The organism is Flavobacterium panici (assembly GCF_903819335.1).
Lineage (GTDB): Bacteria > Bacteroidota > Bacteroidia > Flavobacteriales > Flavobacteriaceae > Flavobacterium > Flavobacterium panici.
Window position 1 is genome coordinate 180,569 of sequence record NZ_CAIJDE010000029.1, and the last position, 17,297, is coordinate 197,865.

Sequence of the window (17,297 nt, forward strand, 5' to 3'; positions counted from 1 at the left end):
GGAATTACATTCCGCTTTTAATATTTACATTATTGACAAAACGAAGGGGCTGCATTGTATCCATTTTAATTAAGGATAAAATCCCATTTTTATTCTCATTTATGGCAATTATTTTAAAACAAAATTCATTTCCGTCTTTATCCATTAAAGTTATAAATTCGGTATTATCATCTGAATTATTCTGACAGCTATGTGAAATAGTATAGCGAAACATAACCTTGAAAGTATCCTTATCATAATTATACAATTTTCCATCTGAACCAAATATCCATTTTGCATTTCGGTTCGCATCATTATACCAAGTTCCAATAATTTTTTTTGATGAAGGTTCAACAGTCTGGTTCTGTGCAAAGACTGCAGAGATTTGCAATAAAAACAGTAAAATTAAAAATAGCTTTTTCATATTCTTTTATTCTTTATTATATAATCCAAGTAAATTTAGGATTGTCTATAACATTGCATTTCCTGCAAAAAGTTTTAATGTGTTATGATAGGTCAAATTTAATGAAATAAAAAAGCTGGAGAAAATATTTTCTAGATCATTAAATCATAACCAACTGTTAATTATGCAACTATAATTTATTTTCCTGTAAAACATTCCGTCTACACGCTTGCTAACTTTGTAAAATACAACTTTAAAAACGTAAAGCCATGGAAAAGCAAAACAACTATGACTACGGTCATACGGATCCGGATTTTATAGATCAAAATACGCTTGTAGATGGGACGTATTCTAATGAAGATCAATACAAACAGGATTTAAAGAAAGAAAATAATTGGGAATTTGGCGAAATCGATCCTGATGTTATAGAGCAAAATACACTGATAGATAATGACAATTATGCAAGAGATGAAGATCCTTATCAATATCAGGAAGAGTTTATCGAAGATTTGAAACATCCTGAACAGGATTTCGAAAAAAACTCTAATGTTAGATCAGAAAATATTCCAAACGAGGAAAGAATCATAAATGAAGATGATGCCATTACCAATGACGGTGAAGAAAATGATTTTGATGATGAGTATGATCCGGATTTAGATTCTGATGATGATTTAGAAAAAGACGGCGATCTTGATAATGACGAAGAGTTAGACGATTTTGACGCTGAACATTATCCGGAAAATCACCCGAGAGAATAAGAAAAACTAGTTAAAGCATTATCAGTTTATGACTATAGCAACTCAAATTTTCTGGCTGTTTATACTGGCTGTTCCCATAGCCTGTATAAGCTGGACTATAACTCACGAAGAGATTTTTAGAGAACCTCATGAATGGTGTGTAAAACGGTCTCAAAATGAGAAGTTTTTACTCACTAGAAAGTTCTTTTATCTTTTTACCTGCGAATATTGCTTTAGTCATTACGTTACAATTGGTTTTTTATTTTTGACAGATTATAAACTTTTGTTAAACGACTGGCGCGGTTATATTTTGGCCGGGTTTTCGCTGGTGTTTATAGCAAACATTTATATGAGTCTTTTTGCTCTTCTGCGACAAGCTATAAAAAAAGAAAAAGTGGAAATTGAAAAAATTGAGACTGAAACTGATAAAGAAAAGAATATTAACAAATAGAAATACGTATAATTAAATAAATAAAAATCATGGAAAATTTACAATTCATTGACCCATTATTGCACGGAATAAAACCTATCGAAAATAATACTGCTAATCTTTCTGTAAAACAGCTGGCTATTGCCGGATTTGGTTCTATTTTAGTTGGAGCTGTTTTAAAGAAAACCGGACATAATAAAGCTGCCGCAATTGTAGGAAGTCTTGCACTGCCTTTATTGTCTGCAGCAGTTTATAAAAAAGTAGCAAAGTAATAAAAGAAAAACGTTTGCTAATTGCGAAAATGCCCGTTAAGATTTTAAACCTAACGGGCATTTTCTATTAATGTCATGTTTGTTTTTATTTGCTGATGATCAATTATCTAATTGTCGCATTCTCTAATTAGCTAATTTATTAATTAGCCGGCAAATTTATATTTCCTTCAACCCAGTTTAAGGCTTTGTTGAAAGCTTCTTTTTTAAATCCGTGGAATTCTCCGGGAACTACATAACTGAACCCGTTTGTAAAAGAGATAATATCTTCAGAATCTGTTACGATGGCTGCCCTATTCCATTTCCCTAAATGTTTTAATCCTAAAAGTGCATCCTGAAGCCACGCACCGGCTGTGAAATTTTTAATATCAGTGTCGAGTACCAATAAAAAATTGATTTCATTAGTTTGCTTTACTAAATGTTCTACTGCGGGAACCACAGCGGTTAAAAAATCTTCTTTTGTTACTTCTGCCAATGCTCTAAAGGCAACAATGTTATCGGTAGTGTCAATTTGATGTATCATGATTTTTTACACTTTTTGAGTTATTTAAATAGTTGTTTTATTCTTTGATATGCACTATCAAATGCTACTCAAATTTACTTATTTTCAAACAGTTAAATCTTACATTTTTCTTAATTGTTTATTATATTTTTTTCAGTTTCTGAGATTCTAAGATGCTAAGGTTCTAAGTTTTTTTCTGTAGAGACGCACAGCAGTGCGTCTAACGTCCAATATTCCATTCCAATAAAACGTGTGTTGTTCTCACGCGATGTTAGACGCACTGCTGTGCGTCTCTACGGAAAATCTTTGTCAATTTAATATAACCTGTTGCAATAAAAACCTTTGAACCTTTGCATCTCTGAACCTATGTTCCTTAAAAAGAAAAAACCTGCTTCTTTCGAAGACAGGCTTTTTTCAAAAAAAATAAAAAATAAACTAACACAAACTCTTAATTGTATCCTTGGTTTTGTTTAAACAGTTTTTGGTCGATAACTGTTTGTGGAATTGGAAAATATCTTCTGAATGGCTGAGTAGCAGCTTTTGCTGTTCCGGCTAAGTCAAATTTTCCAAAACGGATGCTCTCTGGTCTTCTTTGTAATTCCCAGTATAATTCGAAACCTAATTCTTTATATAATTGCGCCCCATCTAATGAAGTAAGCGCTTTTCCCGGAGCATTTGCAAATAATGATTCTCTTTTTCTGCTTGTACGCAATTTGTTTAAATCATCCATTGCTGGCCCTGTGCTTCCTTTTCTGTAAAGTGCTTCAGCTCTCATAGCGTACATTCCACCTAAACGGAATAAAGGAATATCAACATTACTGTTTCCGTTTCCTCCTTCCGGATCAAACTCATATTTAAATACACGAGCACCCTGATTAATTTCATTTTGAGCAAAAACAGATTTAGTAGGATCTGCAAACGTTAATGATGGTGTAAAATCCATTCTCGTAGTAGTACTTTTTTCCATAACTAATGGAGAAACTTTAATACGGTTACCAATCATTTGAAAAGATGCAGAAGTCAATAATACAGGTCCATATTGTGGTCCGGCCTGAATACCTCTGTTAAAGTGGAACCACGGAGTAGCAGGACTACTTTTAGGAACAATATCTGTTGCAGGCACACTTACATCTGTACCATCATTCATAAACCATGTTCCATCAGCATATTGATAATGCTGCTCAAATCTTGGATCATCATGGTTTCCGTCCCAGCTTGCATAAAATTCAGGAGTTGTACAGGCAGCATTTGTACCTCTGTTTAAAGCAGATGTTCTCTGGTTACGCTCCATACATACATAAGCAAAACTGTTAGATCCGTTACGGATATAATCTATCTTTTGAGAGATTGCAAAAATAAGCTCTTTACCATTATCGTTATCTCTTGCAAAGTTTTTGAAAAAGTCGCTTTCTAAACTAAATTTTCCTGAATCAATCAATAATGAAGTGTAATAAATTACACGGTCCATATCAGTACCTGTACCTGATACTGCTGGTTCATTAAAATTGAAATTTGAAGAAGCATTGTAACGATCTTTGAATGTCGCACGATTTAAATACATTGTTGCTAAAAAAGCATAACCAGCTTGTTTTGTAAATCTTCCGTGGTACGTTCTTTGAGTTCCAATATCAGCCAAATCTGGTAATATAGCTTCAACATCTTTGATCAATTGGTCAATTTGAGTATCTGCTTTTAAAATTTGTATCGGTGCATCTACATTCAACGGATCTCTATATGGAGCTTGTCCGTAAAGATCTAATGTAGTATAAGTATAGTATGCTAAAAGAGCTTTTGCTTCTGCTAAAAATAATTTCTTTTCAGGAAAATTGTTTTCTTCAGATGATTTAATTGCCGTTAAAGAACGTGTAATTCCGTTTGTCAATAAATCCCAGTTACCTACAATAATAGCATTACTTGAAGTCCATGTAAATTCATGCATATCTCTCCATTTTCCACCATCTCCCCAGTCACTTCCACGAGTTGGTAAAATAGCCTCATCTGTAGTATATTCCTGCATTGCAAAAACAGCTCCGTGATCTGTAAAAGTTCCGTCTCCAAGTCTGTCATATGCAGCAGCAAGCGAACCTGCAGGGTCTGTAGCATCTGTTCCTAATTTTTCATCTAATACAGCTTCATTAAGATCTGTACAGCTGTTTAATAGAAAAATAAAAGAGAATATCGTTATAATTTTTATGCTAAAAGATGTCTTTGTTTTCATGTTTTATTATAGTTTTAAAGTTGCTCCAAAACTGAAGGTTCTCGAAGTTGGGTAAGCAGCGTAATCAATACCTATAGATTGATTTCCCCCGTTTGATTTTGGACTGTTGATTAACGGATCATATCCTGTATAGTTAGTAATTGTAATCAGGTTATTTCCTGTTACATAAAGTGTTAATCCGTTGATCCAGTTTTGACCTTTTAAATCAAAATTGTAACCAATACGAGCTGCATTCAATCTAATAAAATCAGACTTTTCTAAGAAAAGTGTAGATAAAATTGGTGAGTTTGTTGGATTTGCACCAGACTCATAATAACCTGTAGCAACGTTTCTGTCAGAAGCTAGGTTGTTAATATTTAATGCGTTCAATCCTGTATTATTCAACAAGTAACCTCCTGTCTGTCCAATGATTGAGAATGAAAAACTAAAGTTTTTGTATCTCATGTCACTATTAAATCCGTAGTAAAAAGTTGGTAAAGCTCCTTCAATAATAATTCTGTCGCTGTTATCAATTTTACCGTCACCGTTTTGATCTTTAAAGATGTTTCCGCCTTTATCATCAAAACCAACATGTTGTAACAAATAAAATGAACCTGCTGCATAACCACTTTTGTAAATGTTAGCATTTACCCCAGATTGTCCAGGCCCTGAAATAGTTCCTGTTAAGATTTCTGAAACTGGTAAGTCCTCAATTTTATTGTTTAATGTTGCTCCGTTTGCATCAATATTCCAGCTAAAATCTTTAGTATCAACGATTTTTGAACCTAACATAATTTCAAAACCTTTGTTAACGATTTTCCCGTCAATATTTGTCCACACAGTTGTTGTTGGTTTCAAAGGACTTGAAGGAACGTTTAAGATCGCGTCTGTAGTTGTTTTGTTGAAATAATCAACAGTTCCGTACAATTTATCATTCCATAAACTGAAATCTAAACCTACATTGTATTGTGTAACAACTTCCCATTTCAAATCAGGATTTGCAGTTCTTGTTACAGAAACTCCGTTAACCAAATTCAAATCATCATATAAATAATATCCGTCTGGACCAGATAATGAATAACTTGCTTTAGTCAATTTGTTTTGAACTTCCTGGTTTCCTGTTTGTCCCCAGCTCGCTCTAAGTTTTAAGTTATTTATAGCAGTTGCATCTTCTAAGAAACTTTCTTTAGAAATATTCCATCCTAAAGCAAATGATGGGAAGTAACCGTATTTATTGTTATCACCAAAACGTGTAGAACCGTCAGCTCTCATCGAAGCTGTAAAAAGATATTTGTCATTAAATGAATAATTTAATCTACCAAAATACGATTGTAATTCATTTTCCTGAGCATAACCTGTAGTTCCTGATTGAATTCCGGCAAATCCAGGGTTAATTGATGGTTTTATACCAACTCCCTGAGCAGCAATTCCGTCAATACTGAAACTTGTTCCTGATCTTTCAAATTTTTGATAAGAGAAACCACCTAAAGCTTCAATTTTATGTTTATCTAATGCAAGATTATAAGTCAAATAATGCTCAACTAAAGAGTTTTTAGAATCTAAATTATTTTGAACATATTTTCCTTTTGGATTTAAATCCGTCACGTTTGGATAAATAGTAGTGTTTCTTTCGGCTGTAGAACGATCCAGACCAACATTTAATTTATATTCTAATCCGTCAATAATTCTCAAAGAAGCGTCAAAATTTCCTAAAACTCGCAGCGTACGCGTTTGATCCTCATAAATACTCAATAAATAAGCAGGATTATAATGCGCATTCATGTTAAAGTTTGTGTAGTTTCCGTTCTCATCAAAAACTGATCTTGTTGGGTTTGCCATTAAAGTATGCACAATAAGCTGACCGTTTGAACCACCATCATCACTTGTAGGAACACCATCATCTTTAGTTTCACTTGCAGTAAGATTCATTTTTACTTTTAAACGTTTGTTGTCTAAAAATGATTCTGCAGCATTGATTCTACCCGAAAGACGTTTGAAATTACTGTTACGAATAACTCCTTCCTGATCCATTTGTGCAACAGATGCATAATAATTTCCTGATTCTGTTTGTTTTGCAAAAGACAACGCATTGTTTTTAGTAACTGCGCTTCTGTAAATTACATCTTGCCAGTCTGTGTTGCCGCCATGGTCAAATGCTTTATCTTTTATTGCACCTCTATATTGACTTGCGCTTAAAACGTCTAATTTGTTAGCAACAGTCGAAACTCCCATATAAGAGTCAACAGTTAATGTTCCTTCTCCTTTTGAACCTTTTTTAGTTGTAACTAACACAACTCCGTTAGATCCTCTTGCACCGTAAATTGCTGCAGCCGAAGCATCTTTAAGAACTGTAATCGATTCGATATCACTTGTATTCAAAAAGTTTAATGGATTTTTTGCAGATGAATTACCAAATCCAACATTGCTTCCAGAAGGGCTCACATCATCATTAGTCAATGGCATTCCGTCTACAACAAATAAAGGTGTACTACCGCTTCTGATAGATCCAACTCCACGAATGGTAACATTTACTCCTGCTCCAGGCTCACCACTTGTGTTTACCACACGTACACCCGCAACTTTTCCTTGAATTAAATTATCTACAGAAACGTTAACTCCTTGTTTGAAATTTGCAGCTTCTAATTGTGTAACCGCTCCTGTAACATCTTTTTTAGATTGTTTTCCGTAACCTACCACTAAAACTTCGCTTAGTTCAGAAGTGTTTGGTTCTAATTGAATAGTCATAAAACCTTTTTGAGCCGTAACTGTTTTAGTTTTATATCCTAAATAAGCAATTTCCAGCGTTTTTCCTTCTTCCACAGAAAGTTCAAATTCTCCGTCAAAATTACTAACTGCTGCATTTTTTGTAGTAGCTTCTAAAATCGTTACACCTGGCATTGGAACATTGTTTTCGTCAACAATTTTTCCTTTTACTTTGATTTTCTCAGCATCTACTGGTTTAGAAACTTTAACCGCAGCTGTTTTCTGAATTAAAACTAATTTTCCGTTGATGTTATAATTGAAATTAGCTTTTTTTGAAAGATCACTCAAAATTGATGTAACCGATTCTTTACTATAATCTACAACATACGATGTATTATCAGCGATTACAGCTTGCCCGTAACTGAATTTATAGTCAGTCTTCTGACTTAATTTTGAAAAAATAGAAACAAGTGTAGCTTTTTCTATTTTATTTTCTATTTTTGATTTTTTTAAGGTAGTTTTACTAAAACCACTCTGAATGGTTAGTAACGCTAGTACTAAAAAGATACAACTCTTTAGATTTAAATAAGAAGGTTTAAAATACATGATTTAAGTTATTGGTTTTTTTACGATACTTAATTATTAATGGCAGTTGTTCTCAGCAACTGCTTTTTGTTTTTAATCCACTTTTACTATTTCGCCATAAACTTTGAATTTTAGGTTTGTGATATAATTTATTTGTTCTAAAACATTCTCTAATGCTGCGTCTTTTTTAATGAATACCGTTAACGGCGTTGCTAATACTTGTTCATTATCATATTGAAATGAAACTCCGTATTTATATTGTAAAATGGTGATAACGTGTTTAAGTGTAGTTTGATCCAGAGTAACATCTGTATTGTACCAATTGACCAAAAATGATTTATCAGCCATTTGTTTGGTCAGTTTTTGTGATTCAAAAAGCGCTTCTTCATTTGGAACTAAATCAACGCTCTGCCCTTTTGAAGTAACATTTACTTTTCCTGTTACAACAATGACTTCACATTTTGATTTTGACATTTGAATGTGAAATGAAGTTCCCACAACTCTCGTTTTAAGCTCGCCAGAAGTGATTATAAAAGGATGTTTTTTGTCTTTTGCAATTTCAAAAAATGCATTTCCTTTTAATAAAACGACTTTTCTTTCGTCTCCTTCGAATTTTTCAGGATACTGAAATGATGAGTTTGCTGCCAGATAAATTTTCGAGCCGTCACTTAATTTGATAGATTTGGGATCTGATGACGTTTTAAATGATAATTGTTTTTCTTTTGCAAAATCAGGCTTAAAGAAAAAACCTAAACCAGCAAGAAAAAGAATACTGGCAGCCGCCATATATTTTAGGTACGGATTGAATGTTTTCTTCTTCACCATTCGAAGTTGAATTCCGTCGTATATATTTTTAGAAACTTCAACAGAATTTCCCATTGAAGATTCATCCCAATTTGAATTTTGGTATTCGCTTAAAGCAAAATTATTCAGCAGATTTTCTTCTGCCTCTGAAGTTTTATTTCGAGAACTTTTATCTATAAGATATTCTAAACTATGCTTGATTCTTTTTATCATAATACTTATTGTTACCTATAAGTACCGAAAGTTTAAAATCGTACTATCCCGAAATATTATGAAACCATTAACAGAAAGTTATCTTAAAAATTTTGTTTAAAAAAGATAATTGGAGCTATCCAGGCCAGATCTTTCAAGCCTTCGCGTAATTGTTTTAATGCCGATGAAATTTGGTTTTTTACCGTTTGTTTTGAAATTCCAAGTTCTTCTGCAATTTGATCAATTGACATATCCTGAAATTTATACATTAATAAAACCTCTTTTCTTTTCTCTGGAAGCTGGTCTAATAAGGAATAAAGTAAATCCATTACTTCGGGGTCAATCGACTGAAAGTTGTCGATAATGTAATCTTCAAATTTATCCTCCATAATCGTCTTATCGAAACGATTATTTTGATAATGTTTAAAGATCTGGTTTTTTACCGCTCTAAATAAATAAGGTTCGATTGCATTAATGTTCAAATCGTCTTTTCGTTCCCATAAATCAATAAAAACATCCTGAACAATATTCTGGGCCAAGTCTTTATCCTGAGTCATCGTATAGGAGAAGGCATTGAGTTTCTGCCAGTAATCAGTATACGTTTTTTCAAAAATTTCAGGATTCTTCATTGGTTATTTTAATCGTATTAATTAATGTAAAATAAGGAAATGTTATACCAATAGTTTTTGCCTGAAAGTTATCTTTAAATTAAATTTTGAATTGTTTTGTTTTATTAATACTACGATTTTCGGGCAAAAATGATAATCGATTTGCGATTTCTTTTCGTTTAGCTAACACAAAAATTAAATTGCGGCGCTACATTAGTAATCTCTAAAATGCAATTCTCTCTTGCTGCGTCTCCATACTTTTTAATCCTAATTTCATCTAAAAATCATGAAACAAATTTTGTTTGCATTGCTTTTTGCCGGGACAGTACAATTGAGTCAAGCGCAAAATGAGAATTTAAAAATCAACCAGATACAAGTTATTGGTTCGCACAACAGTTACCGCCATAATATCGAACCTGACTTATTCAATTTCATTCAGGCAAAAGATACTACACGTTCACTAAAAGGTTTGCAATATACACACATCAGCCTTACAGATCAGTTAAACAAAGGTTTACGTCAATTAGAAATTGATGTTCAGGGCGATCCTCAAGGTGGAAAATTTGTACATCCAAAAGGTCTTGACATTGTAAAATCACAAGAGGCTTACGATCCAAATGGAGAAATGAAAAAACCGGGTTTTAAAGTTTTTCATATGATTGATATCGATTTTAGAACATCTTGCTACACGCTTCAGGGCTGTCTTGCTGAACTAAAAAAATGGTCTGACGCAAATCCTGATCACGTTCCTGTTTTTATTACTTTAGAACCAAAAGACGATGATAGTTATTTAGGAACAAAAGCCGAGAAATTTACATCTGAACTTTTTGATGCTTTAGACAAAGAACTTCGTAAAGGTTTAGGAAATAAATTGATTACACCAGACATGGTTCGTGGAAAATACAAAACGCTTGAAGAAGCGGTTTTAAATAACAACTGGCCAACGCTGAAAAAAGCAAAAGGTAAATTCTTGTTTATTTTGGATAATAACGGAGCAAAAAGAGATTTATATGCTTTAAATCATCCATCATTAAAAGGACGCGCGGTTTTCATTAATGCCGAGCCTGGAAAACCAGAAGCAGCAACAATTTTCAGAAATAATCCAGAAGATGCTTCAATTGCTGATTTAGTTAAAAAAGGCTACATCATAAGAACAAGAGCCGATGCTGATACTAAAGAAGCAAGAGCAAACGATTACACACACTTCAACGCTGCAAAAACTTCAGGAGCACAAATCATAACTACCGATTATTACCTTCCAAGTACTTTCTTTAATTCTCCTTATCAAATTAAATATGATGATGGTACTTATGTGAGAGTTGATCCTGTTAACGGTGAAAAATAGTTTCAAGTTTTATTGTTTCAAGTTTCAGGTTCCTGTTGGGACTTGAAATTTGAAAAACATAAAGTATGTCATTTCGACTGAAAGGAGAAATCGCACTAGTGTATCGACAAAGATTGGCGATTTTCTTTGTAGATTAACGAGTGCGATTTCTCCTTTCAGTCGAAATGACAAAAATCTGTTTAAATCTGCGTCATCTGCGTGCCATTACTTTCAGCTTGTAGCTGTGATTTTTTTAACGCAAAGAGCGCAAAGGTTTTTCGCAAAGTTTGCAAAGGGTTCTTTAAGTGTTTATCAATAAACGTAAAGTTCACAAAGCTGTTATTGATAAAGCTTTGTGAACTTTGATTTTTATAAAATCTTCTTTAAAAAAACTCTGTGTTCTTTGCGAAAAACCTTTGCGCTCTTTGCGTTAAAAATATACATCTAACACTAAAATTACTTCAAACTCCTAACTTCACCAGTTTTCAAATCAACAGTAAAATGATCTGCAGGAACTTCATGCATGAATTTATTAAAGATGACAAGAAATAACTTCATCTGTTTTTGTAAAGGTTTAGAAACTTCTTCTTTAGAATTCTCTAAATACAACTTCAATAAAACTTTATAAGCTGCAACACGTTTTTCCTCAACATCTACAAGAGCTAATTCATCGGCACTTCTAAAACGATAAAAGTCAATTAAAAGATCATTTCCTGTCCAGTTGAAATCTTCTTTTTTGAGATTGTTTTGAGCTAAAATTTGTTCCGACTTTATTTCAGCTTCGTTCCATTCTTTTTGAAACTGTGATTTATTTTTCAGAATAAAATCAAAATCTTTATCCGATTGAATATTAGCTAAAACCAATAAATCATTGGCCGAAACATTCAGAATAAAATCCTTAAAAGCAGAAGGCCAGTCATCTGATAAAAATCTTAAACGAACCAATTCCTTCAAATGGAAATCGGTGAAATCGTGGTAATTTTTAGTTTTCAGAATATCGATATTCCAAATATCTTTTGCATTTTGATTTTGTAAAAACTGATATTCCATTTTATACAAATCAAAAAGTTCATCAAATCCCTTAACCTCATCAATAGTAATAGTTTGAATATCTACGAGATTATCTTTTTTAATCGTCAATAATTTATAAGCCGGAATATAAGCCGCAAGCGACGGCGTTTGAATATTAACCAAAGTATTGCCTTTTGCAGTAGTACGCAATCCTGTATCGTTGATGTGCATGTGCCCGCCAAAATGAATCTTCAAACCTGCATCGGCAAAAACCTGCGCTACTTCTTCAACCGGAACTCGGTTTAACTGCCATTTATTTGGGCCTAATAATTCTTTAATTTCCGCGGAAGCGTCATCATTAAAATCAATCATTGGGAAATGACTGAAAGCAACTAAAGTTTTACCGCGAAGTTTGGCTTCCGCCGAAATATCCTGAACCCATTTTATAAGGTGTTTTTTATTTGAAAGTACATTATTATATCCTGTACTTGCCTCTGAATAACTTTTAGAATCTTTTGGATCGCCATCGGTTTTCTTCGGAATATAAACGTTTCCGTCAATTGCCATTAACCAAAGGCCATCAATTGGTTCCACAACATAACTCACATCCGGAACTTCAAATCCAGGTGCAACATTATAAACTCTTTTGGTTAATTGTGAAGCTTCAACGGCTTTTTTGTAATTGTAGTTTTGGGAATTATAACTGGCAAAAGGAGTCGACCAGAATTTGTATTTTTTACTCGGATAAAATCCGAAGTTTTGCAGATCATTAGTTATGCCTAAATAACCCATTTTAGCAATATCGGCTGTTATGACAACTGGCTGTTCGATATTCATGTTTGGCTTATACATGCCGTCTTTGCTAAAAATGGGTTGGCTTTTTCCTTCCTTTCCTAAAAAATCTTCTTTTCCCGATTCCTGAGCAAATGGTCCAACCGGATCATGATTTCCGGTCGTTATAAAAAATTCAATACAATATTTTTTTTGGTACTGATCTAAAATTTTCTTCAATCCTCGCACGTGTATCGGCTGTCCGTCATCGGTGTAATCGCCCGGAAGTGCAACATATTTTATTTTTCTTTTTGCAATATCTTCAAGAGCGGCGATGAAGGCAAAATAATTTTCATTGAAAATTCTCGTCGAATGTAACTGCGAGGCCATCGTTCTTATTAACGCATATTTTCCGGTTTTGGTATTCAAAACACCTTTAAATTCATTATCAGAGAAGCTTCCAAACAAATCCTGAAGGTGAACATCAGATAAAAATGCAACCTGAACGCCGTCTAAATTCTTTTGGTTTTGGGCTAAAATGGTATGATTGAAGATTATTATAAAGAGTATAATTATTGGCGAAGTAAATTTTAAATTCATAGGTTTTAAGCTTTTGCAAAATGGGGAATTTATTAAAAGTAATAAGCAGCAATTTTATCGATTTAAAGATGAAATGAGTTTATGTTATTGTTATCGAATGATAATGTTTTTATTGAGGTTATTTTTTTAACGCAAAGTTCGCAAAGGTTTTTCGCAAAGTTCACGAAGATTTTTTAAGTAAGTTTTTAATAAAAACTAAAGATCACAAAGCTTTGTGATCTTCATTTAGCTGCGAATCAAAATATTATAAAATCTTAGCGTGCTTTGCGGAATTTTCGATTGGTTAAAATTTCAGTTGTCCCTATGGGACAATTTGTGGAACGAGTCGTTTATTTTTTTACCGACGATTTACCTCTAACGAGGTAATTTTACAAAAATTTTAAAAACTCCGTTAGGAATTTCTGGTCGGTAGAAAAAAGAATATGACGTAAGCAAAATTGCCCTGTAGGGACAACTCTTAGCAATTAACGTATAAAAAATCAAACGAATAATTTATTATAAAAAATGTATAGTCCCTACGGGACAATTTTGTTGTGGTCACATTTTTTTTCTACCGATATTTAACTCCTAACGGAGTTTTCTAAATTGTAGTAAGTTTACCTCGTTAGAGGTTAAATATCGGTAGAATCATAGATTATCGCCCCTCTAAAAATGTCCCGCAGGGACACCCCCTAGCAATTACCGCATAAAAATCAAACGAATAATTTATTATAAAAAATGTATAGTCCCTACAGGACAATTATATTGTGGTCACATTTTTTTTTCTACCGATATTTAATTCCTAACGGAGTTTTTAAAATTTTGTAAAATTTACCTCGTTAGAGGTTAAATATCGGTAGAACATAGATTATCGCCCCCCGAAAATGTCCCGTAGGGACTACACATAAAATTATCTAACTCTAAATAAAATATTGACAACAAAAAAAGGCTGTCATTTCTATTTTTTTTAACGCAAAGCCACAAAGATTTACGCTAAGTTCGCTAAGTTTTTTTTTAAGTAAGTTTTAAATAAACTAAAGATCACAAAGCTTTGTGAACTTTAGTTAGCTGTCCTCAGAATGTTTATAAAATCTTAGCGAACTTTGCATATTTTTTGCGGACTTTGCGGTAAAATTTTAATCATAAAAAAAGGCTGTCATTTCTGACAGCCTTTACATTAAAACCTAAAATTTAATGTATAAAACCATTATGGCGAAATGGATTATTTCTTTATAAAACGTTTTATTGTTTTTTGCCCATCTTTTTCAAAAACAACAAAATAAATTCCTTGTCTCAAATGCGAAACATTCAAACTATCATCATTGCTTTTTTGTGATGAAACTACAGAACCTTGAGAATCTATTACTTTGACATTTCCTCCCGAAACATCTTTTGTAAAGAAAAGTGTTTCTGAAACCGGATTTGGATAAACATTAAATACAACCTCTTCAACTTTTTCATCTATATCTTTTGATGCAGCCGGTGCTCCTGCTCCAACTTTCGTTATTCTGATCCAATTGATGTTCATTCCGGTATTTTGAATGTAGATTCCGAAATTATATGTTCCGGCATTTACGTTTACGGTTTGCGTAACCGTCTGCCAGTTTTGCCAGCCTCCTGTATTTGGAATATCAACATTTCCTAAAATGATAGTTCCTCCGTTTAAATCAGATGATAATTTACCGCCAGTTACGGCACTTGCCACTCTGTATTCAATTAAATAAGAACCTGTTGTTGGGAAATTAATATTGTTATACGCCAACCAGTCTCCTGTTTCGGTATAACCTACGTTTGAACCTCCGCCAGTATCTGTAGTTGCTTCAACCTGAATGCCGCTCATTGCTGAATAATCTTCGGCCTGAATTAAACTAGAAGTCTGAGAAGCAGTTGTCGCAATTAATTTCCATTGTCCACACGTTTGGTTGTTATTGTCCCATTGCTGAACATTCGCACCATTTGCAGTACTTGCCCCGGCAACCTCAACGATTCTTCCGCTGTGTCTCGCAACGATTTTATAAAAGCCGTCGCCTGTAGAAACTAACACAAATTGTTGGTTTGTAGTTCCGTTATACGGATATTGCTCTACACTTACACCATTTGCTGTATTGAAACCATTTACGTCTAATGATTGCCCGCTGTGGTTGGCAATAATTTTGTATAAACCGTCACCTAAATGTGTAAACGTAAATTTTTGATTATTTCCTGTATTTGCAGTTCCTTGTTTGATACTTGCTCCGTTTGTTAAACTAGCGTTCCAAACGTCCATATTTAGGTTGCTGTTTCTGTTTTGAAGGAAGAAAGTCTGATTTCCTAAAGTTGTAACTCCGTTTGCCAGAATTCTGATAGAACTTACTTTATCATTCCAGGTTGCATTCAAACATGAATTATCAGAATTAATTACCGTTGAAGCTCCGGTAAAATTATCATCCTGATATAAAATTGCCTGAAATCCCTGCGTAATTCTAAGTGACGAAATATCATCATTTAAAATGCCTAAAGAATTTAAACGAGCCAGATTATAATCTCCAATAGTTAATCCGCCTGAGAAACCTGTATAATTACAATCTTTATAAGCGGTAATTACACCCGTTGTTGGATTGATGTTTCCTCCCGGAGGAATTGTTCCTGTAACCGAATAACTTCCGATAGAACCGTAAGCCGAATATCCACCGCTTCCGGCATTTCCTGCTCCGTTTCCATCAACGCCGACAAAATATTTACCAGCCGGAAGATTTACATTCATAGAAGCATTTAAAGCAAACGGATCAGAATTCCAATACGTTCCCATTTCTGTTCCTGCTGAATTATATAATCTTAATAAAAGATGCAGGTTTCCGTCTCTTGAAACGGTGTTGGCATTTATAGAAACATTTCCGCCGCCAGTTGTAAAAGTGAAGAAATCATAATCAGCTGCACTTGAAATAATTCCATTTTTTTGATTGATTGCTCCACTTGCATTATAATCTAAAGTAGCTGCAGAAGCGGTATTATCTCCGTAATCATCGCCGCGATATCCAACTCCAAATTTAGAACCTGCAATTGTAGCTACGTCATCTTGTAAATTATTAGCAAAATTGTATTCGCCTTTACTCCATTGTACAACAGGTCTGTAATATCCTGCACCCATAATTGGAGCCCACGAAGTTCCGTCTAAACCTACGAAATAATCTTCGGCAGGATTGGTACGTCCGTCGTGACCCAAATCAAAAGTATGTCCAATTTCATGAGAAGAAGCATCACCACCTGATTTCCCGGAAGTAATGAATACCCAGCAAGGTACATCATTATCCCAGTTAAAAGAACCAATGTAAGCTACACCACCCGCGCCCGGAGCTGCCGTATTTGTTGGCGTTACTACAACACGCATTCTTCTGTTTCTTGGGTAAGAATTAAAAACAGCTTCGCTTGTGGTTACGTTTAAATTAAAAGGTCTGTAATCTTCTGAAACTACTTCCCAATGCTGCTGAACAGCTGCATCACTCATTCCGGAAGCGGCTGCGTTAATCGCATTACCATTGTTCCAAAGATTTCCTGCGGGCATATAATAACCATCAAAATCTAATAAAACGCAGCCTGCAGCACCCGGTAAACTTTGCAGGTTTAGCAATGCCGGAGCAATTTCTGCTGCCGCTGATGTTTTATTTGCTGCTTTTGATGGAAGATTTTTATAATCAATACAAACCAAAGTATTAATATCAACTTTTGAAACAAAAGCATTTCCTTGTGCATCAGAGTAATATTTGTAGGCTTCTCTGGTTTTCTTTAAAATAATATGACCTTCAAGAGATTGATCTTTAACTTTAATATAAAAAGAAGATTCTGCAACATTTTTAATTTCTCCAATTAAAAATTCACTTGACTGATCTGATTCTTTATAGTTTATTTTTCCGTTAAAGCTTTTGGAATCGGCTGCCTGAAGCAGAATTGTTTTTTCAGGACCTTTTGCAGTTGTTGAAGAAACTAATCCACTTTTTATTTTATTTAAAAATGTTTTGCTCGAACCTAAAGAAGTCTGCGCCGTGGCAAAATATCCAAAGGAAATTATCAAGAGTAAACTTAACCGAAATCTGTAATTATTTTTCATATAATTGGGGTTAAAGGGGGTTACAATTTAAATGGAGCGTTTTTTTTAACACATAGAGACATAGTTCATTATGGATAAAGACGTTTCACTCGCATAAACAATCATAGTGTTTTGCGTTT

At 33.8% G+C, this 17,297-nt stretch carries 12 protein-coding genes; 4 read left to right on the forward strand and 8 right to left on the reverse strand.

All coding sequences use genetic code 11. The annotated features are described in order from the left end of the window. Window positions 1–4 precede the first annotated feature (4 nt). Window positions 5–403 carry a DUF1292 domain-containing protein gene (locus FLAPXU55_RS03825; RefSeq protein WP_180856654.1) on the reverse strand — a complete coding sequence of 133 codons (399 nt, stop codon included), beginning with the start codon at window positions 401–403 and terminating at the stop codon, window positions 5–7. Between the two features lie 248 nt (window positions 404–651). Here FLAPXU55_RS03825 and FLAPXU55_RS03830 point away from each other — a divergent pair, with 248 nt between their 5' ends. From FLAPXU55_RS03830 to FLAPXU55_RS03840, 3 genes are read left to right on the forward strand one after another with little or no spacing between them, the layout of a single operon-like run. Further along, the gene (locus FLAPXU55_RS03830) at window positions 652–1,140 is read left to right on the forward strand and encodes a hypothetical protein (RefSeq protein ID WP_180856655.1); all 489 of its coding nucleotides are present in this window, start codon (window positions 652–654) and stop codon (window positions 1,138–1,140) included. A gap of 28 nt (window positions 1,141–1,168) precedes the next feature. Then, complete coding sequence (locus FLAPXU55_RS03835; protein WP_180856656.1) at window positions 1,169–1,570, forward strand: hypothetical protein; 402 nt, start codon at window positions 1,169–1,171, stop codon at window positions 1,568–1,570. Between the two features lie 29 nt (window positions 1,571–1,599). Next, window positions 1,600–1,821: a hypothetical protein gene (locus FLAPXU55_RS03840; protein ID WP_053471924.1), complete on the forward strand. Its 222-nt coding sequence runs from the start codon at window positions 1,600–1,602 to the stop codon at window positions 1,819–1,821. A 139-nt stretch (window positions 1,822–1,960) separates the two neighbouring features. Here FLAPXU55_RS03840 and FLAPXU55_RS03845 read toward each other — a convergent pair whose 3' ends face one another. The 5 genes from FLAPXU55_RS03845 to FLAPXU55_RS03865 all read right to left on the reverse strand — a co-directional run bounded on the left by FLAPXU55_RS03845 (window position 1,961) and on the right by FLAPXU55_RS03865 (window position 9,430). Further along, window positions 1,961–2,341, reverse strand: coding sequence for a SpoIIAA family protein (locus tag FLAPXU55_RS03845; RefSeq protein WP_053471925.1), 381 nt, complete (start codon window positions 2,339–2,341; stop codon window positions 1,961–1,963). Between the two features lie 427 nt (window positions 2,342–2,768). Next, window positions 2,769–4,538, reverse strand: a complete 1,770-nt coding sequence (locus tag FLAPXU55_RS03850; protein WP_180856657.1) for a RagB/SusD family nutrient uptake outer membrane protein — start codon at window positions 4,536–4,538, stop codon at window positions 2,769–2,771. A 6-nt stretch (window positions 4,539–4,544) separates the two neighbouring features. After that, a complete protein-coding gene (locus tag FLAPXU55_RS03855; RefSeq protein WP_180856658.1) occupies window positions 4,545–7,826 on the reverse strand; it encodes a SusC/RagA family TonB-linked outer membrane protein in 3,282 nt (1,093 codons plus the stop codon). A 72-nt stretch (window positions 7,827–7,898) separates the two neighbouring features. Beyond that, a complete protein-coding gene (locus FLAPXU55_RS03860; protein ID WP_180856659.1) occupies window positions 7,899–8,822 on the reverse strand; it encodes a FecR family protein in 924 nt (307 codons plus the stop codon). A gap of 83 nt (window positions 8,823–8,905) precedes the next feature. After that, entirely contained in the window at window positions 8,906–9,430 is a 525-nt protein-coding gene (locus FLAPXU55_RS03865; RefSeq protein WP_073489226.1) for an RNA polymerase sigma-70 factor, read from the reverse strand. Window positions 9,431–9,695: 265 nt separating this feature from the next. On the opposite strand from FLAPXU55_RS03865, the gene FLAPXU55_RS03870 reads away from it, so the two are divergent. Beyond that, a complete protein-coding gene (locus FLAPXU55_RS03870) occupies window positions 9,696–10,754 on the forward strand; it encodes a phosphatidylinositol-specific phospholipase C1-like protein (protein ID WP_180856660.1) in 1,059 nt (352 codons plus the stop codon). Between the two features lie 435 nt (window positions 10,755–11,189). On the opposite strand, the gene FLAPXU55_RS03875 is transcribed toward FLAPXU55_RS03870, so the two are convergent. Together FLAPXU55_RS03875 and FLAPXU55_RS24060 are read right to left on the reverse strand one after the other, a co-directional pair. After that, a complete protein-coding gene (locus FLAPXU55_RS03875) occupies window positions 11,190–13,115 on the reverse strand; it encodes a metallophosphoesterase family protein (RefSeq protein ID WP_180856661.1) in 1,926 nt (641 codons plus the stop codon). A gap of 1,201 nt (window positions 13,116–14,316) precedes the next feature. Continuing rightward, the gene (locus tag FLAPXU55_RS24060) at window positions 14,317–17,178 is read right to left on the reverse strand and encodes an RICIN domain-containing protein (RefSeq protein WP_235991986.1); all 2,862 of its coding nucleotides are present in this window, start codon (window positions 17,176–17,178) and stop codon (window positions 14,317–14,319) included. Window positions 17,179–17,297 lie beyond the last annotated feature (119 nt).